Below are 22305 nucleotides of genomic sequence, written 5' to 3' on the forward strand. Positions count from 1 at the left end.
TCTTTACTGGTACGGCTGAGGCTCGGGCTCGGGGATGAAGGCGCGGCGCAGGTGCACGGGCAGGACCCGCGTCCGGTACCACGCGCTGGCGTAGGCGTCGTCGAAGGGGTCGATGTCGCCACGGGCCGCCTCACCCGCCTCGGTGAGGACCTCGTGGGTCAGCGGGCGCCCCAACAGCAGGCGCTCGGCCGACACGGCGCGCACCGGACGCGGAGCGACACCGCCGAGCGCGATCGTGGCGGCGGTGACTACGCCGTCCGAGGTGACTACGTGGTCCGAGGTGACTACGCCGTCCGAGGTGACCACGCCGTCCGAGGTGACCACGCCGTCCGAGGTGACCACGCCGTCCGAGGTGACCGTGCCATCGGCGGTGCGGGTCACGGAGGCGACGGTCACGATCGCCGCCGAGTTCAGGCGACGGCGCATGGCCTTGTGGTAGTACCAGGTGCCCGGCTCCGGCAGCGTGGCCCGTACCGCCACGACGACCTCGCCCGAGCCGACCCCGGAGCCCAGCACGTCGGCCACCGGCGCGTCGCGCCGCCCGGCCGGCCCGGCGATCTCGCACCTCGCGTCGAGGGCGAGCAGGCACACGGCCAGGTCGCCGTACGGCTGCGCGACGAACAGGTTGCCGCCCACCGTGGCCTGGTTGCGGATGGTCGGAGAGGCGATCGTCCGCAGCGCGGGGCGAAGGAAGGCGAGCCCGGGATGCTCGCCGACGGCGGCGAGGGTGGCCGCCGCCCCGATCGTGGCCACGCCGTCGCGCACCTCGATGCCGTCCAGCCCGGCCCGGCGCAGGCTGACCAGCTCGGTCGCGGGCGCCGCCCCACTGTTCACCAGCGGCATCACGACGGTGCCGCCACCCATGATCCAGCCGCCCCGCCCGGAGCGGGTGACCACCTCCTCGGCGGACTCCGGCACGTGCACCGCCTGGATCACCATGTCGCGGCCCTCCCCTGCGCTCGGCTCGTAATTATCGATAATTGATTATCGAAGCGTGAGGAGTCAAGATGGCTATCGATAATCGGTAGGATCACTCCATGGCTGATGAGCCCTCCAAGCTGCCGCGCCTCACCCTGGCCCGGCAGATCCGCGATTCGCTGGTCGGCAGGATCGTGTCCGGCCAGTTCAGGCCCGGCGAGCGGCTGGTGGAGACCCGGCTCGCGGCGACCTACGGCACCAGCCAGGCGCCCGTGCGCGAGGCGCTGCGCGAGCTTGAGGTGATGCGACTGGTGGAGACCCAGCCGCGCCGCGGCACCTTCGTCCGGCCCTTCGTCCAGGAGACCCTCCGGGAGAGCTACGTCGTACGGGCGGCGCTGGAGGAGACGGCCACCCGGCTCGCCCTGCTGGCCGGAACCATGCCGGTGGAGGAGCTGCGTACGGACGTGGCGGCGATGCGGGCCGCCGCCGAGAGCGGCGACGGCGAGGCGTCGGCGCGCGCCAGCGTGTCCTTCCACCGGCGCATAGTCGAGGCCGCGCACAACGAGCTGCTCAAGCTCTCATGGGAGGGCCTGCAGATCGAGGCGCGCACGTCGGTCACGATGGTCGCCACCGAGGTCGACCTGCACGACATCGTCCGCGACCACGCCGACCTGCTGGCCACGATCGAGGACGGCGACCTGGAGACCGCGTGCCGGCACGCCCGCGACCACCAGTGGCACTACGCCGACCTCCCGCACGACGCCCACGGCCGCACCCGCGACTCCGCCGCGGGCTGACCATCGACTCGGCGGACCCGGCGCGGATTGGTGATCATGGCGGGCGCGGCGGCCGCTAGGCTACTCCGGCCCCCTACTAAGAGCGCGGAAAGCCCCCCAAATGCGCGTCATGAAGTTCTTCTGGTCGGCAGTGGTGGCGCTGTCGCTGTGGAAACTGCTGGTCGAACCGCTGCTCACTGAAACGGTGATGGTTCGCTGCGGCGGTGACGGGTGGATGGACTGGCCCCAACCCGTTCCGGCGGCCCAGGTGGCCGGTTTCCTCGGTGACTGGGTCGTCTGGCTCCAGCCCGTACTGCTGGCACTGACGGCGTGCTGGGCGATCCGGTCGCGGCCCCGGGGCGTTCCCAACGCGAGCCGGGGCAGCTCTTCGCTCCCCGTCACGCTGGGACTGGCGGTCGCCCTGCTCCCCGCCGTGCTGTCCGAGGTCGAGGACCGGCTGTCTCCCGACCTGCCCTTCGCCTGGCAGGAGTGCCTGTACGCGCAGGCGCCGCCGCCGTCGTTCATGGTGCCGCGCCTGATCTTGGTGTGGCTGCTCTCCCCCGCCACCATGGTCCTTCTGGCCGGGATCGCGGGCGCGGGAATTCGGCCGCGTCTGACCGAGTTGCGCGCCGCCGGGCTGGCGGTGGCAGCCGTCGTACTGGCCGCCTTCCTGCCAGCCGCGCTGATCGGGCTGCCGGTCAACGCCGACGGCACCCCGCGTTACGCGGTGGCCGGCGTGGACCGGCCGTACGTGCTCGACCTGGAGTCCGGTGCGCCGGTGAGCCTGCTGCCCCAGGCGACACGCACCTACTTTCAGTACGATCGCATCGTCCGCGACACCGAACCCGGCCACTATGTAGCGGCGCTCACCAGCCCGTCGGGCCGTTACTCCCGCCTCTACCGGCTGTCCATGAACGGCGAGGGCCGGATCACGGTCGGCGAGCGGCTCACTCCCACCCTCAAGGGCACGGTCAGCGGTCTGGCCGTCTCGGCCGAGGGCCGCATCGCCTACGGGCGTATCACGGGCGAAACCCACTTCGCGGGCACCCTGGAACGCGAATGGCCGGTCAGCGGCGATGGTCTCCAGTGGCTGGACGCCCGGATCCTCGCGCTCCCCGAGCACAGAGTCCCGACCAGCGGCCTGGCCACCCTCGACGTGGGCACGGGCGCGATCGGGGAGGTCGCTGTGCCGGCCGACCCCGAGTTGACCCGTTCGCTCCTGTCCCTGCCCGGCGGGCGGCAACTGCGGGCGTCAGGCAGGCCGGCTCGCACGCTGGTCCTGTATGAGGGGACGCGGCTGGTCAGGGAGGTCCTGGCGGTGGACTGCGGCCACATCCAATCGCTGGCGCTGAACCCGACCGGCCGCTACGTGCTGGTCGGCGTCGACCGGGAGGGCGCGGAGATGGACCAGCCGCCTCTGGCCGGACCGCCTCCGTGCGGCGGCGCCCGCTCGCAACTGCTGCGCCTCGACCTCGAAACCGGTCGCACCCAGGTGGTGCCCGGCGAGCAGGACCCACCCGTCCATGCATGGTGACAAAGGTGAAGCACACGACGGGCCTCGGAGACCGCTGCGGTCGCCGCTCTAGTGGCTGATGTTGTCGTAGGTGAAGGAGACGAACCCGAGGGAGTCAAGGCGCCCCTGGTGCTCCGCCGAGAGCCCGGCCAGGGCCATGGTCGCGCCTGGAGCGGCGGCGACGTGCTCCTGTGAGGTGACGAGGGCGGTGATGCCGGTGGAGTCCCAGAACGTCATCCCGCTCAGGTCCAGGACGAGCCGGAGGGGCTTGGTCGTCGAGATCAGGGACTCGACGGTGGCGATGACGTCGGGAGCCGTCCGCTGGTCGAGGTCGCCCACCAGACTCAGCGTGGTGCGGCCGTTCTGGGAATGGCGGGTCAGCTCGAAGGCCGGGCGGAGCGGGCTGGGCAGCGCGAAATCCACGGTGACGACGGTGCCGCCGGGGCCATGGCTCACGGTGTGGAAATCGCTGAGGAAGCGGGCTATCCACAGCCCGTGCCCGAACTGGTACGGCCATCCAGGAGTCCCCTGCTTCGGGTGAGCGGCGCCGCTGTCGACGACCTCGCAGCGCAGCATGCCGTCCGCGACCGCCAGGCGCACCCATCCGTTTCCGGAGCCGTGCAGGATGACATTGCTGGCCAGCTCGTGTCCGAGGAGGACCAGGTCCGCGCTTCGGCCCTCGGGCAGCCCCGCCTGGATCGCGTGCGCCTCCAGTGTCGCCCGCAGCGCGTAGAGCGAGCCGCGGTCGAAGGGCTGGTCCAGGAGGACGGCCGACTCGACCGGCCCTGCCACATGCCGCTGATCCTCCAGACGCTGCTGATCCTGTACAGCCGGCTGATCCTCCAGGTGCCGCTGACCCTCCAGCTCGCCGGAGGACGACGCCGGACGATCAGGTGGCCGGTTACCCGTCATGAGTGGCCACCAAGCTGAGTCCGGGCAGCGCGGAAGCGCCCAGCAGGGCGAATCGCGGGTGGATGGCAGGGCTGCAGCGCAGTGTCGCTTTGCGAGGCGCGGGCAGGCTGCGGACGGCGTCAATGATCATACGAGCGCTGGACAGGTCGATGAAGGAGAGTTCGGCCATGTTAACGGTTATGTCGTCATCGACCCGAATGGTTTCGCTCAAGGCCAGCCTGAGCGCGTCTTCGGCCGCCCGGTCGAGCTGCCCGGCCAGCCGAATGCCCGGCGGAGCGTACTGCCGGCAGATGCGCAGCAGCGCGTCGTGATGATAAGTGGCCGCGGCGACCGTATGGGTGTGATAGCCCGACACCGAGGCGAGGGTGATCGGGTCGAAGCGTTCGCGGTCATACTGGCACAGGACCGCCGCGCCGCCGCCCGCCAGCGTCGCCGCGATCTCCTCCTCGAAGGCCGGCAACTGCTCGATGCCGCTCACCGGCGTTAAGGCCCAGCTCATGTCGAGCGCCACGCGTAGTCCGGGATAACCCTCGCGCGCGGTGCGTACCATCTGATCGCGCAGCCACCGCGTGGCGTGCTCCGCGGTGAACGCCTGCCCGTCCAGCAGCCCGTCCTTGCAGGTCATGACCATTATTCGCCCAGCCGTCGTTGCCTCCCGCGCGACCACTCCCCGCCGGTCCAGCTCCGCCAGGCTGCGCGCCGGCTCCTCCGCCAGCCAGACGACGCGCTGCCCCTCTGCCAGTCCGTCCCGTACGAAGGCCGTGGTGAGGTCGAGCAACTCCTCATGCTCGCCGAAGGTCAGGCAGGCATGATCGTTGATGGTCAGATCCGTGATCTGCGTTTCAGCGCCGACCGTCACCCATGCCACCTTCCCGATCGCGGCCACCTCCCGGAGCACGCACCGTTGCGGAACTTAGAGTAGTGACCAACAGACCGTAGGGGATTTCGGATGTCGCCCGTAACTCTTTCCGGCCCCACATGCCCGATGAGCGCCCGCATAATCCGTTGGTCGCGGATTCAGGTCCCACCTCGTACCACTCCGACGTGCGGTTTCTCGGCTCAGTCTCCAGCCGAGTCTATGACCCTGTTGTGGTGTGCCGGTCTTTGGCATGCAGAGCACCAGAGGACACGGAGCGGTGGAGGCCCCCGGCCCACAGCGGCCGCGCGCCGCTACACCCCCGCGAGGACGTAGAGCAGAGCGTTCATGCTGGTGCCGCTGACGATGTCGCGCTTGTCGATCAGGCGGCGGATGTCCGTCAGGAGGACCCACTCGATGCGTTCCGCCTCCCATCCTTCGGTGGGCGGCCCGATGTGCTGGGCGCTGTCGGCGCGGAAGATGTGGTGCTCGGAGTCGGAGATGCCGTTGGTCGGCTGGGTGTAGAGCAGCGGCCGCAAGGGGCCCGGTCGCCAGCCGGTCTCCTCTTCGACTTCGCGGGCGGCGGCAGCGATCGGCTCCTCGCCCTCCTCGATCTTGCCGATCGGGATTTCCCAACCCCAGGTGTCGGTGATGAAGCGGTGCCGCCAGATGAGCAGTACACGGTTCTGATCGTCGGTGACGACAGCACCCGCTCCGGGCGCGGTACGAAGGAGCCGGTGATCGAGATGTCTTCCGTCCGGAAGCTCCACGTCGGCCACCCGAACGTCAAGCCAGCGGTCGGTGTACAGCGGTTCTTCCGAGTGGACCTGCCAACGCATGCGGCTGCTCCCCTGCGTGGACGCCTGGACCGGCACCACGCTACAAGGGGAGGCCCGCCTGCTGCCTCGCGCGAGCGACAAACGCATCTCTATCCTGACCGCCGCACATGAGACCTGCCCGACCGCTGGATCAACCCATGATCACACGGTACGACCCTCAGCCCGCGCACCCGAACGATGGAGGCTCAGCGAAGTTGGTGGGGGTCGGGCTGGCACAGCGCTCCACTTGGCCGTTCGGAGACAGGGCCATTTCGGCCGGCCCCCGCTGGGTCAGCCCGGCTTGACCGCCAGAGTGGCAAAATAGTGCGACATGTATGGAGCGGATGCGTTGGATTGGTGCGGTGCTTCTGCGAAGCCGGTGAGGACGAACCCCGCGGCGAGTTGCCCGCCGATCTGGTCGGTGAGGGTGTGACTGTATTCAAGAGGGGCATCCGCGCCGAACTTCGTGGCGCGTTCCTCAGCGGAGTACTGCGTGACATCGCTGTAGGGCAGCTGGTGCACGACGACCAGCTCGCCGCGCTCGTCGAGCGCCTCGTGGTCGAACAAGTACACATCAGGGTTAAGGAAGCCCACGAGCAGAGTTCCGCCCGGCCGCAGGACGCGGAAGCACTCACGCCACACTGGTGCCAAGTCTGGTACGAACGGGTTCGAGACCGGGTGGAATACGACGTCGAATGTTGCGTCGCCGAAGGCGCTGAGGTCGCGCATGTCGCCTAGGACGGTGCGCAGCTCGAGTCCGTCGCGCGCCGCCACCATTTGGTCCTGGCCGAGCTGGCGGGGCGAGTTGTCGAACACGGTGACCCGCGCCCCTGCGGCAGCGAGGATCGGACCCTGCTGGCCACCGCCGGAGGCCAGGCACAACACGTCCTTGCCGGTCACGTCCGTCGGCAGCCAGGAGCGGTCGACTGGCTCACGCCCGATGAGAACAATCGACCAGTCGCCCATGCGGGCGCGTTCGACATCCTCAGCACTCACCGGCCTCGACCACTCGATGCCCTCATGGACATACTTGTCCCAGGCTGCCCGATTATGGGCAACGGGGTCGACAACGATGTCCTGCATGTTCAACTCCCTGCTACAGCCAAGCGGACACCAACGGTACTGACAGTTCGGTGCCGCCCGGCGGTCAAACCCCACCAAGCTCGAAGAGCCACGATGGACCCGCACAACCGGTGGAGCGGCCGCCACTATGGGGCACCGGGTCGCAGCGGCGGAACCGCGTTTCGCGCCCGCTCAAGGGCCTGGTCTGGCCACCACTGGCCGGAAGCCGGGGTGACGATGCCGTACGCCGGGTCCGCCGGTCCCGAAGTGCCCCGTGTGCACTGGCCGTTGGAGAACCCCGGGCTGTTGAGCCACAGTGACGCGTCGGCCAGTGGGTTGCCGGTGTCGGCGGTCGGCCGGGCTCCCGCGCCCCTGCCCGGTGGGTTGCACCATTCGTCCGGCGCCGGGAAGCGCCCGGCCGGTGGCTGCCACTCGCCCGTTCCGTTCCGGCTCGTGTCGACGACGAAGTGCGGCAGGCCGGGCGCGTCGTCCGGCACGGCGGCGAGGGCCATGTCGGCGCACGAGGCCGTCCGCGACACCGCCCTCAGGTAGATACATCTGGACAGCTTCGCGCCGTACGCGAGCGAGCGGTCGGTCAGGCGGTAACCGACCGCGTTGACGTAGAAGCCGTCGGCGCGGACCGCCCCCGCGTTGACCAGCCGGTCGGCTATCTGCGTGAACGCGGGCCACCCCGCCAGCCCACCGTCGAGGTAGACGGCGGTGCCGGCCAGGCCGGTGAGGGTCTCCACGGCGTAGGAGAGATCGGCGTACCGCTCGACGGCGGCCGCCTCCCCGCCCTGCGGGCACTCCGGGCTGCCGGGCAGCCGGGCCAGGGCGCTGGGCTCCAGGGCGACGACGGCGGGCCGGTTTCCGATGCCCTCGGCGACGGCGTCGATCCAGGTGCGGTAGGTGCCGGTGTTCGGGGCGCCGCCGTTCCAGCAGTCACGGCCCGGGATGTTGTTGGTGACGAGCACCGGGACGGTCCGCTGCCGGTCCGCCTGGGTGACCGTCTCGCGGACCGTACGGGAGATGTCGGCGGGTGAGCCGCCGCTGAGCCAGATGGCCTGGGGGACCTCCGACAGGGCCCGCATCAGGGCGGCGTCGGCCGTCCTGCCCTGTGCCGACCAGGTCCGCGCCTGGCGGGCCGCGTCGGTGTCCGGCTGTACGTAGAAGCGGACGCCGGCGGCGCGCAGGGGGTTCTGGCCGGGGAGTTTCCGCCACCGCGCGCCCGCGTCCTGCGCCACGGCCGGGTCCCCGGCGGGCCGCGTGGAGGGGCCGGGAGCCAGCGGGTCGCGGTGGGTGATCGCCAGGGAGGTCAGGACGGCGCCCGCCGTCACCAGGGCGAGGGCGGCGCCGCCCCACACCCGCCGTCTCGACGTGGCCTTGCGGCGTCGTCGCCGATCCCTGCCCGCCCCGGCGACGACGCCATCTGGCTCCGAGGTGGTCGCCTGGCCCCTGGAATCGCCGCCCGGCGGCTCGGTCGTGCCGACCGGGGCCTCACGCACGGGGGCAGGTGGCCGTGCACCAAGGCGGGGCTCGGTCGCGAGCGTGTCGACCGGGGCTGGAGCTGGAGCTGGGGCCGGGGCCGGGGCCGGAGCTGGGGCCGGGGCCGGGGCCGGGGCCGGAGCTGGGACGGCGGCGGGCGGGAGGCGTCTCGTCGGGCCCTCGGCGAACGCGTCCACGAGCTCCGCCGCCGTGGGCCGCGCCGCCGGGTCCTTGCTCAGCGCCCGAGGCACCAGATCCGCGAGAACCCCGTCCAGCTCGGGGAGCACCGGATCGTCGTGGACCACCCGGTAGAGCACCTCGTGCCCCGCCCCGTAGCCGAACGGCGGCTGCCCGCAGGCCGCGAAGACCACGACCCCGCCCCAGGCGAAGACGTCGGAGGCCGTCGCCAGCGGCAGCCCCCGTACCTGCTCCGGAGACATGTACGCCGGCGTGCCCATCCTGGTGACGGAGAGGGTGGTGGAGTCGGCCGCGAAGGCGAGGCCGAAGTCGATGACCTTCGGACCCGCCGGGGACAGCAGCACGTTGGACGGCTTGAGGTCCCGGTGGACGACGCCCGCCGCGTGGATCGCCCCCAGCGCGACCGCCATGCTCATGGCGAGCCCTTCGAGCTCCGAGCCCGCCATCGGGCCCCACTCCTTGACCGCGCTGTACAGCGTCGGCCCCGGAACGTACTCGGTCACGACGTAGGCCAGGTCGCCGTCCAGATCCGCCTCGAGCACCGGAGCTGTGGAGAAGCGGGCGACCCGCTGCGCGGTGGCGACCTCGCGGCGGAAGCGCCGGCGGAACTCCGGGTCGCCGGCGAGGTGCCGGTGAATGACCTTGATCGCCACCAGCGTCCGCGCCCCGCCCTCGGCGAGGTACACCACGCCCATCCCACCCGCGCCGAGCCGGCGGATGATGCGATGGCCGCCGACCAGCCGGGGGTCACCGCCGATCGTCCCGTCCACCGTGTCGCCGTGCTTGGTGCCGTGTGCCATCGCCTGCCCATCTAGAAGGACGCACAGGCGCCAGGCCCTGCTGACGCCTGCACGCAACAGGACTTTCCGCTCCAGACAGTCGTCAGAAGGTACGGCTCCCACGGCACCCGGGTTCAGGCACGCCGCGGACCGCCGGAATACGGCAACCCGTGAATCGGGCATTAACCTGCCCCGATGATCCGCTGCGTATCGTGAGATCCACTGTGACGACGAGGCGGGGAGTTGTGATGCCCGAGATGACGATTGATGTCGCGGCGCTGAAGCGGCGCATGGGCCGAGTAGGGGTCTGGAACAGCACGCTGGGCGGCGAGTCGGCCTCCTTCGAGCGGGACGCGGCTGCCGAGATCGAGAGCCTGGGCTTCGGGACGCTCTGGGTGGGTGAGGGGCCGAAGGCCAAGGAGGCGCTGGTCCATTCGGCGATCCTGTTGAGCGGGACGCGGCAGATGATGATCGCTACCGGCATCGCCAACATCTGGGCCCGGGACGCCACCGCCATCGCGACCGGGGCCAACGCCCTCGCGGAGGCGTACGGCGGCCGGTTCGTGCTCGGCCTCGGCGTGAGCCACGCGCCCTTGGTGTCGGCGCGAGGCCACGACTACAGCAAGCCGGTGTCCGCGATGCGCGACTACCTCGATGCCATGGACGCGTCGGAGTACGGCGGCCCCTTGCCCGAGCCGGCCCCGCGACTGCTGGCCGCGCTACGGCCCAAGATGCTGGACCTGGCCGCGAAGCGCGCCCAGGGCGCGCACCCCTATTTCGTCACCCCGGAGCACACCGCGCGCGCCCGCGCGGTCCTCGGCCCCGATCCGGTCCTGGCGCCGGAGCAGACGGTCCTGCTCGACACCGACCCGGAGCGGGCCCGGCAGACCGCCCGCCGTTTCACCACGCACTACCTCGCGCTGCCCAACTACGCCAACAACCTGCGCGATCTGGGCTGGGATGACAAGGATTTCGCCGACGGCGGCAGCGACGCCCTGGTCGACGCCATCGTCGCCTGGGGCGACCCGGAGGCGATCATCGAGCGGGTGCGGGCCCACCTCGACGCCGGCGCGGACCACGTCTGCATCCAGCCGCTCGCCGAGACCAGCGGCGAACTGCTGGAACACCTGCGCATCCTGGCTCAAAGCGACGTGGTCTCGAGCTGACATCTCACGCCAAGGGTTCACCGTCTCCCAGGGCACCTCGCCCCGCGGGCTCACCGTCGCCCAGGACACCTCGCCCCGCGGGCTCACCGTCGCCCGGGACACCTGACGCCGCGGGCTCGCCCTCCCCAAGGACGCATCGGACGCGGTGCTCCTCGCCGTAGGTGGGGATCTGGCCGACGCACGCGTCGGCGGCGTACGGGCAGCGGTTGCGGAACAGGCACCCGCTGGCGACGGGCGGGCCGCTCCTGCGCTCCTGCCGGGCGGGCCGCCCGTCCTCGTGGGCCGCCCAGGGGTCGGGGGCGGCCTCGGCCAGCAGCCGGGTGTACGGGTGCCGCGGCGCGAGGATGACGTCGTCGGCCGGGCCGCGCTCGACGATCTGGCCCCGGTACATGACCATGATGTCGCGGGCGAAGTAGCGCGCGGTGGCCAGGTCGTGCGTGACATAGAGGACGGCCAGTTCCTCCTCCCTCTTGAGCCGGTCGATCAGGTTGAGGATCTCCAACCTGATCGACACGTCCAGCATCGAGACCGGTTCATCGGCCAGCAGGACTTTGGGGCGCGGTGCCAGCGCGCGGGCGATCGCCACCCGCTGCCGCTGGCCGCCGGACAGCTCGTGCGGATACCTGCGGGCGAAGGCGGCGGGCAGGTTGACCCGCTCCAGCAGTTCCTCGGCCGTGCCCGGCGACTTGTGGATCTCCAGGGGGCGGCGCAGGTGGTAGCCGATCGTGTGGGCCGGGTTGAGCGAGGCGAACGGGTCCTGGAAGACCATCTGAACGTCTTTGCGGTAGTTCGAGGTCTCCAGCCGGATCTCGCCCGAGGTGGGCTTGGCGAGCCTGGCCAGCATGCGGGCGATCGTGGACTTGCCGCTGCCGCTCTCCCCCACCAGCGCGGTGGTCTCGCCGGAGCGCAGCTCGAAGGAGACGTCGTCGACCGCCCGAAGGTGCTCCTTCCTGGACAGCTTGAAGGTCTTGCTCAGGTGGCTGACCGTCATCGGCGTCATGACGTCACCTCATGCTCGGCTTGCTCGGCTTGCTCGGCGTGTTCGAACCGGCGCTCCCGCAGGCGCCGGTCGGGGCGGGCGGGGTGCAGCCTGCGGTCGTACTGGAGGCAGGCCACCAGGGAGTCCTGGATCGGGTCCAGCTCGGGCTCGTGGGTGTGGCAGCCTTCGAACGCGTACGGGCAGCGGGGCGCGAACGAGCAGCCCGTGAGCTCCTTCGACAGGTCGGGCGGGCTGCCGGGGATGCCGTGCAGCGCCTGGCGTTCGCCGCGCAGGCTGGGGAAGGAGTTGAGCAGGCCGACCGTGTAGGGGTGGCGGGGCTGGAGGAGGGTGTCCTTGCTGGTGCCGTACTCGACGATGCGGCCGCCGTACATGATCGCGAGATGATCGCTGATCTCCAGCAGCAGCGACAGATCGTGGGTGATGAAGACGACGGCGAAGCCGAACATCTCCCGCAGCCGGTCGATCTCCTCCAGGATGTCGCGCTGCACCACCACGTCCAGCGCCGTCGTGGGCTCGTCCAGCACGACCACGTCGGGGTTGAGCGCCATGGCCATCGCGATCAGCACCCGCTGGCGCATGCCGCCCGACAGTTCGTGCGGATAGGCGCCGATGCGCCCCGGATCGATGCCGACCAGCTCCAGGAGCTCGCGGGCGCGCTCCTCCCGCTCGCGCCTGGACATCGACGGCTCGTGGGTGGTGAACACGTCGTGGAGCTGGCGCCGGACGCTGAGCACGGGGTTGAGGGCGTTCATGGCGCTCTGGAAGACCATGGCCACCCGTCGCCACCGGAAGCGCCGCAGCTCCTCACCCTCCAGGGCCAGTACGTCGATGGGGTCGCCGTCCTTGGGATGGAAGACCACCTCGCCGGAGGTGGTCCGGCCGGGCGGCTGCAGCAGCCGGTTGATCGCGTACGCCAGCGTCGACTTGCCGCAGCCGCTCTCGCCCGCGATGCCGAGGACCTGGCCGCGGCCCAGGTCGAAGCTCACGCCGCGGACCGCGCGGGTCTGCCCATAAGCCACGCTCAGGTCGCGTACGGACAGGACCGTGTCGTTCATGCGGCCGCCTTTCGCAGTCGCGGGTTCATCAGCTCGTCGATGCTGAAGTTGATCAGCGAGAGCCCGGTGCCGAGCGCGGCGATGAACACCCCTGGCGGTACGAACCACCACCAGGCGCCCATGGAGAGCGCGGAGCCGTTCTGGGCGTAGTAGAGCATCCCGCCCCAGGAGGTGACCGCGCCGCCACCGAGGCCGAGCGCGGACAGTCCCGACTCGGTGAGGATGGCACCGATGATCGCCCAGACGAAGCCGGAGGCGATGACGGGGACGAGGTTCGGCAGGATCTGGAAGACCATGATCCGCCAGCCGGGCTCGCCGCTCACCCGGGCCGCGTCCACGTAGTCGCGGTTGCGCAGCGACATGACCTGGGAGCGGATGACCCGCGCGGGACCCGCCCAGCTGATCATCGAGATGATCAGGGCGTAGGTGAACGGGCCGCTGTCCTCGACGTAGTCGGCGACCAGGATCAGCAGCGGCAGCGTGGGGATGACCAGGGCTACGTTGCTGAGCAGGGAGAACGCCTCGTCCACCCAGCCGCCGAAATAGCCGCCGACGACGCCGATGAACAGCGAGCCCACCGTGCCCAGCACCCCGGCGATCACGCCGATCAGCATCGACCCGCGCGTGGCGTGCATCAGCTGGGCCAGTACGCTCTGCCCGGTGTCGGTCGAGCCGAGCCACTGCTGCGCCGAGGGTGGTTCGAGCCGGCCGGCCACGAGGGCCTCGGGGTCTCCGGCCAGGATGGGGCCGACGATGGCGAGCAGGGCGAAGAAGCCGACGATCACCAGTCCGGCGACGAGCTTGCCCGATCTGGGCAGGCCGAGCACCCGGTCCCGGGGAGCGGCCAGGGTCACAACAGCGGTCACTGCCTCAGCCCGCCTTCCGCACTCGGGGGTCGATCAGTCCGTACAGCAGATCGACCAGGAGGTTGGCGGCCAGCACGGCCACCGAGATGATCAGGAAGAGGCCCTGCATGAGCGGGTAGTCGGCGCTGCCGACGGCCTGCAGCAGCGCGAACCCCACGCCCGGGTAGGAGAAGACGACCTCGGTGGCGACCTGGCCACCGACGAAGAAGCCCAGCGTGATCGCGAACCCGGTCACGCTGGGCAGGACGGCGTTGCGGGCCGCGTACGCGACCATCACCCGGCGCGGCCGTAACCCCTTGGCCTGCGCCATGACCACGTAGTCCTCGGCCATGGTCGAGACCATCATGTTGCGCATGCCGAGCAGCCAGCCCGCGATGCCGGAGATCACCAGCGTGAGCGCGGGCAACGCGCCGTGGTAGAGCACGCTGCCGATGAAGTCGCCGGTGAAGCCCATGCGTACGTGGGCGTAGTCGTAGGAGCCGTTCAGCGGGAACCAGCCGAGCCCGGCCCCGAGGAAGTACAGCAGCAGCAGCGCCAGCCAGAAGTACGGGATCGCGGCCAGGAACGTCGTGGTCGGGATCAGCCCGTCCAGCCAGCTCCCCCGCCGCCACCCGGCCACCATGCCCAGGCCGACGCCGAGCCCGACCGTGATCAGCAGCGCTATCGACACCAGCCCGAGCGTCCAGGGCATCGCCTGGCCGATCACGGTGCCCACCGGGGCGGGGTAGTAGGTGACGGAGGTGCCCAGGTTCCCGGTGGCCAGCTGGCGGAGGTAGGCGAAGTACTGGACCCACAGCGGGTCGTGGCTCACCCCGAACATGACCTCCAGGGTCTTGCGGAACTCCGGCGGCGGAGGCTGTTTGGTCTGGAAGCGCGACAGGATGATGTCGACCGGGTTGCCCCTGATCAGGCGCGGGATGAGGAAGTTGATCGTGAGTGCGGCCCACAGCGCCACCGCGTAGAAGCCGAGCTTGCGCCAAAGGTATGCCATGTGATTCTCCCCGGGCGACCGGGGCGCGCGGCCCCGGTCGCGTCCTCGTCGTTCCTACTGCACCGGCTGGAGGTTCTTGGCCACGATGCCGTTGTCGGGGTGGGAGAAGGGCAGGCCGAGCGCGTAGGGGTTCTGCTCGCTGGGCCACCCGGTGACGTTGGCGGTCCGGAATTCGGCCAGGGCGCTGGACTGCTGGAGCGGGATGTAGGGCAGGTCGGCCACGACGGCGTCCTGGATGGCGTAGATCGCCTGCTTGATCGTGTCCGTCTGCTCCGGCGGGGTGTCGGCGATGACCTTCAGCGCGGCGTCCACGGCCGGGTTCTTGTAGCGGGCCATGTTCTGGTTGGCCGGGGGGATGCTCTTGCTGTTGAGGATGTTGTCGTACATGTAGTACGGGTGCGGGCCGCCATAGGCGTTCCACATCATCAGCTGGAAGTCGCCCTTCTGCTGCATGTCGACGAAGGCGTTGAAGGAGACCTCCTTCGACTTGAACTCGATGCCGACCTCCTTGAGCTGCTGCCTGATGACCTGGGCGGCCGAGACGTAGTCGGTCCAGCCGCTCACCAGGTGACAGGTCACCGACAGGCGCTTGCCGTCCTTGGCGTAGTAGCCGTCTCCGTCCTTGGCGTATCCGGCCGCCTCCAGCGTCTGGCGGGCCTTGTCCTGGTTGAACTCCAGCTTCGCGGTGGCGTACTTGGGCGAGAGGTAGTCCTGGAAGAGCGGCAGCACTATGCCCGCCGGGCTGGCCGGCTTGCCGAGCCCGGCGAACGCCAATTCGATGATCTTGTCGCGGTCGAGCCCGAGGTTGATGGCCTGCCGGACGGCCAGGTCGTTCATGGGGGCCTTGGTCAGGTTCGGCACCAGGTTGGTGACGTAGAGCTGGGACTCGTTCTTGTAGGCGTTGTGCTCGGGGTCCTTGGCCACGAACTGCTTGTCGGGGTCGGCCATGAACATGCCGCCCCAGTCGAGCTGCCCGGTGACCATCGCCTGGAGGGAGGCGTCGTTGTTGTTGTACGACCAGAACCGCATTCCGGCGATCTTGGGCTTGCCGGTGTCCCAGTGGTTCGGGTTCTTGACCATCGTGTAGCTCTGCGGCGTGAACTCGCCCATCATGAACGGCCCGGTGCCGACCGGTTTGGTGTTCGTCTCTTTGGTGGGCTTGTCGATCTTCTCCCAGATGTGCTTGGGCACCATGTACTGATGGCCGGCCACGTCCCACAGCTTGGTGTACATCTTCTCGGTGAAGCTGATCTTCACTGAGGTGGGGCTGAGGACCTGGGCGTCCTTGATGTTGGTGCCGGCCGCGTTCAGGTCCTTCTCGTCGCGGCGGTAGAGGAAGTTGAACGCGACGTCCTCGGCGGTGAACGGCTTGCCGTCGCTCCACTTCACGCCGTCGCGGAGAGTGAAGGTGATCGACTTACCCTCGTCGCCGAACTCGTACTTGGTGGCCAGCAGGGGCTGGACGTCACCCGACTTCGACTGGTTGAAGAACATGAGCGTCTCGTAGATCAGCCCCCAGGTGCCCATGAGGTTGGGCGCGCCCTGGACCAGGGGGTTGAGGTTCTCGTTGAACTGACCGGTGCCGGCGATGACGTTCACGATGGTGTCCTTGGCGCCGCCTCCGGAGGCGGCGGCCGGGCCGGAGGATGGGGCGGCGCTGCCGGCGGTCAGCGGCACCCCACCACCCGAGCACGCGGTGAGGAGGGCAAGCGCGGCCGCTGCCACGATCGCCTTGGTTCTTCTCATGCACTTCTCCCAGGGGGGTCGGGCAGGGAGGTGGTGTCCCTGCTGGAGATCGATGAGCGGTCGTTCACCCACCTCATGGGCACATCAGCCCCGATTTCCCGATTTATCGTGAATCGATGGCTTTCGCCGGGCAGGAGGGTGATGAGCTGGTCGTCCACCTCGGCGTCGGGGTGCACCCGGTCAGGGAAGATCGCCAGATCCCGCACCAGCGTGTGCGCGCTGACGATGACGTCTCGCCCTTCGACCGTCACCGTGCACCGCCCCTCGGGCAGGTCGAGGTCCTTGTCCGGCAGGAAGAACCACAGCGCCCTGCGCTCCCCCGCGCGCACCGCGATCAGCTCTCTCGCCGGGTCGGCCGGCTCACCCACGCCAAGGGGCACCGTCACCGCGCCGCGTGGCGCCACCTCGAGCTCGAAGCTCTCGGCCCGCAACTCCGTACCGTCCACGCCGAGCCGCGCGGCCACCGCGCCGCTCACCCAGGGCTCGTCGGTGTCGTTGACCGCCACCAGGGCCAGGCCGCCGTCGCGCGGCTGCACGGTCAGCAGCCGGTCGGCGTACGCCCGGCGCAGCGCGTGGAACAGCGGCTTCCTGCGCCCGTCGCCGTCGATCGCGGACCACGACGTGACAGGCCAGCAGTCGTTGAGCTGCCACACGATCGTGCCCGCGCAGTGCGGCCACAAGGATCTGAAGTGCTCGACGCCGAGCTGGATCGCCCTGGCCTGGTTGACCTGCGTGAGGTAGTGCCAGTCGGCGAAGCCGGCGGGCGGCGCGAAGTGCGGCTTGAGCCCGGCGGCCAGCTTGAGGTCACCGTCGACCGCCTTCTGGTGGAAGCGCATGCCGGGCGAGTCGGGCGCGAGCGGCTCGTCGCTGATGGCCCGCTTGATGGTCGCGTACGTGGCCGGCCCCTGGAAGCCGAACTCCGAGACGAACCGGGGCCGGTATTCGCGGTAGGCGGTGTAGTCGCGTTGGTTCCAGACGTCCCAGATGTGAATGTTGTGGTGGCCTGGGTCGTTGGGATGGACGTCCATCGACCCCGAGTACGGGCTGCCCGGCCAGTACGCCCGGCCCGGGTCGAGCTCGGCCACGATGCCGGGCAGCAGGTCGAGGTAGTAGCCCTCACCCCAGGTGCGCCCGGCCAGCCGCTCGCGCCAGCCCCAGTCGAACAGGCCCCAGATGTTCTCGTTGTTGCCGCACCACAGGGCCAGGCTCGGATGCGGCATGAGGCGGGTGACGTTCTCGCGGGCCTCGGCCTCGACCTCCGAGCGCAGCGGCTCCTCCTCCGAGTAGGCGGCGCAGGCGAAGGGGAAGTCCTGCCAGACCAGCAGCCCCAGTTCGTCGCACAGGTCGTAGAAGTCGTCGCTTTCGTAGAGGCCGCCGCCCCAGACGCGCATCAGGTTGACGCCGGCCTCGCACGCCTGCGCGAGACGCTCGGCGTAGCGGGCGCGGTCGATCCTGACCGGGAAGCAGTCGTCGGGAATCCAGTTGACGCCCTTGGCGAAGACCGGGCGGCCGTTGACCACGATGGTGAAGGCGCCATCGGCCGTGTCCACCTCGACCGTCCTGAAGCCGATCTTCCCCTGCCACGTGTCAAGGTCGTCGCCGAGCGTCACGGTCAGCTCGTGCAGCGGCTGCTCGCCGTACCCGCGCGGCCACCAGAGCTCTGGCTGGTGAATTTCGACCTCGAGTACCCCTGTGTCCGATGGGAGCGCTCCCACCACAGACCTGCCGCAGACGGTGGCGGTGATCCGCAGCTCCTCCTGGACGGCCTTTACGGCCCGCTCGACCTCGACATGCACGGCGACCCGGGCGACGCCGTCCTCGACGGTCACCACCGGCCGCACGGCGGCCAGCCGGGCGCCGCTCCACTCGTGCAGCCCGATCGGCCGCCAGATGCCCGCCGTGACCAGCGTCGGCCCCCAGTCCCAGCCGAAGTTGCAGGCCATCTTCCTGATGAAGTTGTAGGGCTCGGTATAGGCGCTCGGCCGTTCTCCGAGCTCCTCCTTCAGCCGCTCGGCGTACTCCAGCGCCGACCGGAAGGTCACCGCCAGCCGGTTGCTCCCGGTGCGCAGCGCGGGGCGGACGTCGAATCTGTACGAGCGATGCATGTTCGCGGTCTCGCCCACGCGCACGCCGTTGAGCTCGATCTCGGCTACGGTGTCGAGCCCTTCGCAGACCAGATCGGTGCGCTCGTGCTCGGTGCCGTCCCACGAGAACTCCGTCTCGTAACGCCACTCCGTACGCCCCACCCAGGCCAGGCGGGTCTCGTTGTCGTCGAGGTAGGGATCCGGGATCAGCCCGGCGGCGAGCAGGTCGGTGTGCACGCAACCGGGCACGGTGGCCGGAGCCCGCACGTCGCCGCTCGCCGAGCGGACGGTCCAGGATTCGGGCAAGGGGTGGAGCGGGGTCATCAACCCTCCGGACTTGAGCAGCGGGGATTGGCTGACATGCCATCACTAAACCCGTTTAGTTGCAATGATTAGTCGCGGACATTTCCGCTCGGTTACTGAACCGATTCAGGGCAGGGAGCCGTACTCCCCCTGCTCACCAGGCGCGGCTCGGCCTGCCGCGAGTCGGCCACCTCCCGGCCCTGTACCAGGCTGAGCAGCGACCGGGCGGCGTTGGCACCGAACGCGGCGATGTCCCTGCTCACCGCCGTCAGGTGCGGGCGGGCCAGCAGGCACAGGGCGGAGTCGTCCCAGGCCACGACGGACAGCTCGGCGGGCACCGAGAAGCCCGCCTCGCGAGCGGCGGCGGTGCCGGCCACGGCCATCACGTCGTTGTCGTACACGATGGCCGTCGGCCGCCCGGGTCCGCGCAGGAGGTCGAGGGTGGCCCGCTCGCCACTCTCGCCGCTGTAGTCGGCGTACACGGTGACGGCCGCCACCCCCAGCCTGTCGGCCGCCGCCCGCATCGCGACGGTCCTGGCGCGGGTGTGCCTGAGCTCCTCCTGCCCCGCGACCCTGGCGATCCTGCGGTGCCCCAGCCCGGCCAGGTGCTCCATCACCACGCCGATCGCGCCGGCGTCGTCGCTCCAGACGGCGGGCAGCCGCCCGGTCCCTTCAGGTCCGCCGATGACCACGGCGGGCAGCTTCAGCTCCTCCAGCACGGCGATCCTGGCGTCCTCGGCCCGCAGATCGACGACGAACACCCCGGCCACCCGGTGCTGCGCCCACCATTTCCGATAAATCGCGATCTCGGTTTCGGGGTCCTCGGTCATCTGCAGCAGCAGCCCCACGGACTCCGCCGACAGCGTGGCCTCGATGCCGGAGATCAGCTGCATGAAGAACGGCTCCAGCCCGAGCGTGCGCGCCGGCCGGTCCACGACGAGGCCCAGTACGTCGGGCCGCCCGTCGAACAGGGCCCGGGCCAGGCTGTTCGGCTGCCAGCCCAGCTCGGCGGCGATGGCCTGGATACGGCGGCGGGTCTCGCTGGAGACACCCGGACGACCGTTCAACGCGAACGACACCGCGCCCTTCGAGACACCGGCCCGGCGGGCGATGTCGTCGATCGTGGGTCGCTTCATTCGGCCGTCCCAGGATTTACCGGTTCACTGACGACACCATGCTTGCGCAGCGTCGCGACGTCCTGGGCCGACAGTCCGAGCTCGGCCCGCAGCACCTCGCCGGTGTGCCGGCCCACCTGCGGCGCGGCCTGCGGCGGCGACTGCTCCCCGTCCATCACCACGGGCGAGCCGGGCGCCCAGTGCCCGCCGACTCCTGGCTGCTCGACCGCTCCCATCAGCGGGTTCTCGCCCAGCAGCGCGGCCAGCTCGGTGAAGCTGCGATATCTCGACCACAGCACTCGGCCGGCCCGCAGCGCCGACTCGGCCTCGGCGAGGGTACGGCCCTCGAACCAGCCCGCGAGCAGCTCGCCGAGCACCTTACGATGCCGGTAGCGGGCCGCCTCGTCGGCGAAGTCCACCCCGAGCGCGGCGGCCAGCGCGCTGACCACGTCGCTCAGGCCGGTCGCGGTCAGCAGCCCGCGCCAGTGCCGGGCGGTCAGCGCCACCACCATCAGCCGCCCGCCGTCGGCCGTGGTGAAGTCGCGGCCGAAGGTGCCGTAGACGTAGTTGCCGCCGCGTTCCCTCGGTGTGCCGCTCAGCTGCGCCTCGGCGAGATAGCCGAGGTTCCCGGCGGTCGCCAGGGCGACGTCCTCCAGCGCGACCCGTACCTGCTGCCCCTCCCCCGTCAGCAGACGGTGCCGCTCCGCGGCCAGCAGCCCGACCGTCAGGTACAGACCCGCGACCACGTCCCAGGCCGGCACCAGGCTGTTCACCGGTTCCGCCACGTCCTCCGGGCCGGTCAGCAGGGGGAACCCGGTCGCCGCCTGCACCGTGTAGTCCACCGCGGCCCCGCCGTCGCGGCGGCCGGTGAGCAGCACGTGGATCACGTCGGGGCGGCGCGCGCTCAGCGCCTCGAAGGACAGCTCCGGGTAGCGCTCGGAGTTGCTGATCACGATCCCGCCGCGCGGCCCGCCGCTGACGATCAGCTCGCCGACGAGTGCGCGACCCTCCTCGGCGGACAGGTCCACCTCGATGGCGCGCTTACCCTTGTTCAGCCCCGACCAGTACAGGCTCGTCCCGCTCTCGGCCAGCGGCCAGCGCGTACGGTCGACCGCGCCGCCGACCGGCTCGACCCTGATCACGTCGGCGCCCAGCTGGGCCAGTGTCATCCCGCTCAGCGGGGTCGCCACATAGCTGGAGATCTCGACGATCCGCAGGCCGCGCAACGGCTGCGAGCGCCGGGTGTCCGTCACCGGGCCGCCCCTGCCTGCACCCTCGCCCTCGGGCACGAAGACGTCACCAGGAAGACGATAGCCGCCCTCGGCCTCCCGCGCTTCGGCAGATCAGGGCAGCCGTGAGACCTGATAGTGGTCGATGAGCCAGTCGTCGCCGACCCGCCGCGCCAGCACGCACAGGTTGACCGTGACGACCGGCCGGTCGGTGAAGGTGAAGTCGACGTGCAGGTAGCCGAGAACGAGGTCGTCGGCCATCCGCCGGGTCTCCAGGATGGTGTATGCGGCGGTCATGCCGATCGGTTGCGAGTCGTAGTACTCGGCGACGCTCTCGGGGCCGATGCCGTACGGGTGCAGACCTTGGAAGATCACGTCGTCGGTGAAGTACGACGCCACGCGCTTGGGATCGTGCGCGTCGACGGCGCTCTTCCATCGGTCCAGGACGGTGCGGAGGATCTCGGCCTCGGTACTGGTCATGGCCCTCTCCTGTCAGTTGTCGGATGGGCGGATCGTGATGGGCGCCGGCTGGGCGGTGTCCCCAGTCGGGGCGGGGGCGGGGTCACCGGCCGCCCCCCGGCTCAGTGACCGGCGCTCTGCCCGCCGTCGACGTGCAGAATCTCGCCGGTGACGAACGGAGCGTTCTCGAGATAGATGATCGCGTCCACGATGTCGCTGATGTCGCCCATCCGGCCCACAGGGTGCAGGTCGGCCAGGAACTCGTGGGTCTCGGCCGGGTGCATCGGAGTGCGGATGACGCCGGGCGCGACCGCGTTGACCCGGATGCCCCGGGTGGCGTACTCGGTGGCCAGTGACTTGGTGACCGCGTTGAGGCCGCCCTTGGTCAGTGACGCCAGCGCGGACGGTACCTTGCTGTTGGCGTGATCGACCAGGCTGGTCGTGATGTTGACCAGGTGTCCGCCGCCCTGGGTGAGCATCGCCTCGACGTCCCGCTGGGAGATCTCGAAGAACCCGCGCAGGTTCACCCCCGTGACCAGGTCGTAGTCCTCGTCGGTGTAGTCGGTGAACGGCTTGGCCACGAAGAGGCCGGCGTTGTTGACCAACGTGTCGATGCGGCCGAACGCCTTCAATCCCTGCTCGATGACGCGCGCCCCGACGGCCGGGGCGGCGATGTCGCCGGCGACGGCCCGGACCATGGGGTCATCGGAATCCGCGATCGACCGGGAGTTGGCGACGACCGCGTAACCGAGCTTGCGGTACGCGGTCACCAGCGCCGCACCTATGCCCTGGGACGCGCCGGTGATCACGGCGACCTTTGGCGTACTCATTGTTTCCCCCTTGTGAGTGATGGTGGATCTATGGCGCCCGCACCGCTCCTGGGCGGCGCCGGTGTGGGGGGAGTGGCTCAGACAGCGGGCGGCCGTGTCCCGACCGGCCCCGGGGCCATGGCTTCCATCGTGCACCCGGCGGTC

19 protein-coding genes are annotated in these 22305 nt (G+C 70.1%); 3 read left to right on the forward strand and 16 right to left on the reverse strand.

The window, feature by feature from the left end; all coding sequences use genetic code 11:
• Positions 1-3: 3 nt before the first annotated feature.
• Complete coding sequence (locus AB0H88_RS04175) at positions 4-939, reverse strand: FAD binding domain-containing protein (protein WP_357641058.1); 936 nt, start codon at positions 937-939, stop codon at positions 4-6.
• Positions 940-1037: 98 nt separating this feature from the next.
• Between AB0H88_RS04175 and AB0H88_RS04180 the strand changes: the two genes are divergently transcribed.
• A complete protein-coding gene (locus AB0H88_RS04180; RefSeq protein WP_357641060.1) occupies positions 1038-1715 on the forward strand; it encodes a GntR family transcriptional regulator in 678 nt (225 codons plus the stop codon).
• A gap of 109 nt (positions 1716-1824) precedes the next feature.
• Positions 1825-3228 (forward strand): hypothetical protein, encoded by a 1404-nt coding sequence (locus tag AB0H88_RS04185; RefSeq protein ID WP_357641063.1) that lies wholly within the window; start codon positions 1825-1827, stop codon positions 3226-3228.
• A gap of 48 nt (positions 3229-3276) precedes the next feature.
• On the opposite strand, the gene AB0H88_RS04190 is transcribed toward AB0H88_RS04185, so the two are convergent.
• The 5 genes from AB0H88_RS04190 to AB0H88_RS04210 all read right to left on the reverse strand — a co-directional run bounded on the left by AB0H88_RS04190 (position 3277) and on the right by AB0H88_RS04210 (position 9338).
• Positions 3277-4119, reverse strand: coding sequence for an STAS domain-containing protein (locus tag AB0H88_RS04190; RefSeq protein ID WP_357641066.1), 843 nt, complete (start codon positions 4117-4119; stop codon positions 3277-3279).
• Entirely contained in the window at positions 4109-4978 is an 870-nt protein-coding gene (locus tag AB0H88_RS04195; RefSeq protein WP_357641068.1) for an MEDS domain-containing protein, read from the reverse strand. The genes AB0H88_RS04190 and AB0H88_RS04195 overlap by 11 nt, the downstream gene beginning before the upstream one ends.
• Before the next feature lie 311 nt (positions 4979-5289).
• Entirely contained in the window at positions 5290-5814 is a 525-nt protein-coding gene (locus AB0H88_RS04200) for an NUDIX domain-containing protein (RefSeq protein WP_357641071.1), read from the reverse strand.
• A 270-nt stretch (positions 5815-6084) separates the two neighbouring features.
• Positions 6085-6876 carry a class I SAM-dependent methyltransferase gene (locus AB0H88_RS04205; protein WP_357641074.1) on the reverse strand — a complete coding sequence of 264 codons (792 nt, stop codon included), beginning with the start codon at positions 6874-6876 and terminating at the stop codon, positions 6085-6087.
• A gap of 125 nt (positions 6877-7001) precedes the next feature.
• The gene (locus AB0H88_RS04210) at positions 7002-9338 is read right to left on the reverse strand and encodes a glycoside hydrolase family 6 protein (RefSeq protein ID WP_357641077.1); all 2337 of its coding nucleotides are present in this window, start codon (positions 9336-9338) and stop codon (positions 7002-7004) included.
• Between the two features lie 236 nt (positions 9339-9574).
• Here AB0H88_RS04210 and AB0H88_RS04215 point away from each other — a divergent pair, with 236 nt between their 5' ends.
• Positions 9575-10483, forward strand: a complete 909-nt coding sequence (locus AB0H88_RS04215) for an LLM class F420-dependent oxidoreductase (protein ID WP_357641079.1) — start codon at positions 9575-9577, stop codon at positions 10481-10483.
• Between the two features lie 4 nt (positions 10484-10487).
• Here the strand turns inward: AB0H88_RS04215 and AB0H88_RS04220 are convergent, their stop codons facing one another.
• The 10 genes from AB0H88_RS04220 to AB0H88_RS04265 form a co-directional block, all read right to left on the reverse strand.
• Entirely contained in the window at positions 10488-11483 is a 996-nt protein-coding gene (locus AB0H88_RS04220) for an oligopeptide/dipeptide ABC transporter ATP-binding protein (protein ID WP_357641082.1), read from the reverse strand.
• The gene (locus AB0H88_RS04225) at positions 11480-12538 is read right to left on the reverse strand and encodes an ABC transporter ATP-binding protein (RefSeq protein ID WP_357641085.1); all 1059 of its coding nucleotides are present in this window, start codon (positions 12536-12538) and stop codon (positions 11480-11482) included. The genes AB0H88_RS04220 and AB0H88_RS04225 overlap by 4 nt, the downstream gene beginning before the upstream one ends.
• Entirely contained in the window at positions 12535-13404 is an 870-nt protein-coding gene (locus tag AB0H88_RS04230) for an ABC transporter permease (RefSeq protein WP_357641088.1), read from the reverse strand. The genes AB0H88_RS04225 and AB0H88_RS04230 overlap by 4 nt, the downstream gene beginning before the upstream one ends.
• 4 nt (positions 13405-13408) lie before the next feature.
• Positions 13409-14395: an ABC transporter permease gene (locus AB0H88_RS04235; protein ID WP_357641091.1), complete on the reverse strand. Its 987-nt coding sequence runs from the start codon at positions 14393-14395 to the stop codon at positions 13409-13411.
• A gap of 54 nt (positions 14396-14449) precedes the next feature.
• Entirely contained in the window at positions 14450-16141 is a 1692-nt protein-coding gene (locus AB0H88_RS04240; RefSeq protein ID WP_357641094.1) for an ABC transporter substrate-binding protein, read from the reverse strand.
• Positions 16138-18549 (reverse strand): glycoside hydrolase family 2 protein, encoded by a 2412-nt coding sequence (locus AB0H88_RS04245; RefSeq protein ID WP_357641097.1) that lies wholly within the window; start codon positions 18547-18549, stop codon positions 16138-16140. Before AB0H88_RS04245 ends, AB0H88_RS04240 begins: the two co-directional genes overlap by 4 nt.
• Positions 18550-18641: 92 nt before the next feature.
• A complete protein-coding gene (locus AB0H88_RS04250; protein WP_357641099.1) occupies positions 18642-19664 on the reverse strand; it encodes a LacI family DNA-binding transcriptional regulator in 1023 nt (340 codons plus the stop codon).
• The gene (locus AB0H88_RS04255; RefSeq protein ID WP_357641102.1) at positions 19661-20896 is read right to left on the reverse strand and encodes a CoA transferase; all 1236 of its coding nucleotides are present in this window, start codon (positions 20894-20896) and stop codon (positions 19661-19663) included. Before AB0H88_RS04255 ends, AB0H88_RS04250 begins: the two co-directional genes overlap by 4 nt.
• A 90-nt stretch (positions 20897-20986) precedes the next feature.
• Positions 20987-21352: a nuclear transport factor 2 family protein gene (locus tag AB0H88_RS04260; protein WP_357641105.1), complete on the reverse strand. Its 366-nt coding sequence runs from the start codon at positions 21350-21352 to the stop codon at positions 20987-20989.
• 101 nt (positions 21353-21453) lie between these two features.
• Positions 21454-22161: an SDR family oxidoreductase gene (locus tag AB0H88_RS04265; RefSeq protein WP_357641107.1), complete on the reverse strand. Its 708-nt coding sequence runs from the start codon at positions 22159-22161 to the stop codon at positions 21454-21456.
• Between the last annotated feature and the right edge of the window lie 144 nt (positions 22162-22305).

The organism is Nonomuraea sp. NPDC050680 (assembly GCF_040654555.1).
In the GTDB taxonomy this organism is placed as follows: Bacteria; Actinomycetota; Actinomycetes; order Streptosporangiales; family Streptosporangiaceae; genus Nonomuraea.

Coding starts and splice junctions, on each gene's coding strand:
- AB0H88_RS04175 (WP_357641058.1), bottom strand. CDS start 939: ATGGTGATCCAGGCGGTGCACGTGCCGGAGTCCGCCGAGGAGGTGGTC.
- AB0H88_RS04200 (WP_357641071.1), bottom strand. CDS start 5,814: ATGCGTTGGCAGGTCCACTCGGAAGAACCGCTGTACACCGACCGCTGG.
- AB0H88_RS04265 (WP_357641107.1), bottom strand. CDS start 22,161: ATGAGTACGCCAAAGGTCGCCGTGATCACCGGCGCGTCCCAGGGCATA.
- AB0H88_RS04260 (WP_357641105.1), bottom strand. CDS start 21,352: ATGACCAGTACCGAGGCCGAGATCCTCCGCACCGTCCTGGACCGATGG.
- AB0H88_RS04180 (WP_357641060.1), top strand. CDS start 1,038: ATGGCTGATGAGCCCTCCAAGCTGCCGCGCCTCACCCTGGCCCGGCAG.
- AB0H88_RS04235 (WP_357641091.1), bottom strand. CDS start 14,395: ATGGCATACCTTTGGCGCAAGCTCGGCTTCTACGCGGTGGCGCTGTGG.
- AB0H88_RS04225 (WP_357641085.1), bottom strand. CDS start 12,538: ATGAACGACACGGTCCTGTCCGTACGCGACCTGAGCGTGGCTTATGGG.
- AB0H88_RS04185 (WP_357641063.1), top strand. CDS start 1,825: ATGAAGTTCTTCTGGTCGGCAGTGGTGGCGCTGTCGCTGTGGAAACTG.
- AB0H88_RS04240 (WP_357641094.1), bottom strand. CDS start 16,141: ATGAGAAGAACCAAGGCGATCGTGGCAGCGGCCGCGCTTGCCCTCCTC.
- AB0H88_RS04210 (WP_357641077.1), bottom strand. CDS start 9,338: ATGGCACACGGCACCAAGCACGGCGACACGGTGGACGGGACGATCGGC.
- AB0H88_RS04245 (WP_357641097.1), bottom strand. CDS start 18,549: ATGACCCCGCTCCACCCCTTGCCCGAATCCTGGACCGTCCGCTCGGCG.
- AB0H88_RS04205 (WP_357641074.1), bottom strand. CDS start 6,876: ATGCAGGACATCGTTGTCGACCCCGTTGCCCATAATCGGGCAGCCTGG.
- AB0H88_RS04190 (WP_357641066.1), bottom strand. CDS start 4,119: ATGACGGGTAACCGGCCACCTGATCGTCCGGCGTCGTCCTCCGGCGAG.
- AB0H88_RS04215 (WP_357641079.1), top strand. CDS start 9,575: ATGACGATTGATGTCGCGGCGCTGAAGCGGCGCATGGGCCGAGTAGGG.
- AB0H88_RS04220 (WP_357641082.1), bottom strand. CDS start 11,483: ATGACGCCGATGACGGTCAGCCACCTGAGCAAGACCTTCAAGCTGTCC.
- AB0H88_RS04250 (WP_357641099.1), bottom strand. CDS start 19,664: ATGAAGCGACCCACGATCGACGACATCGCCCGCCGGGCCGGTGTCTCG.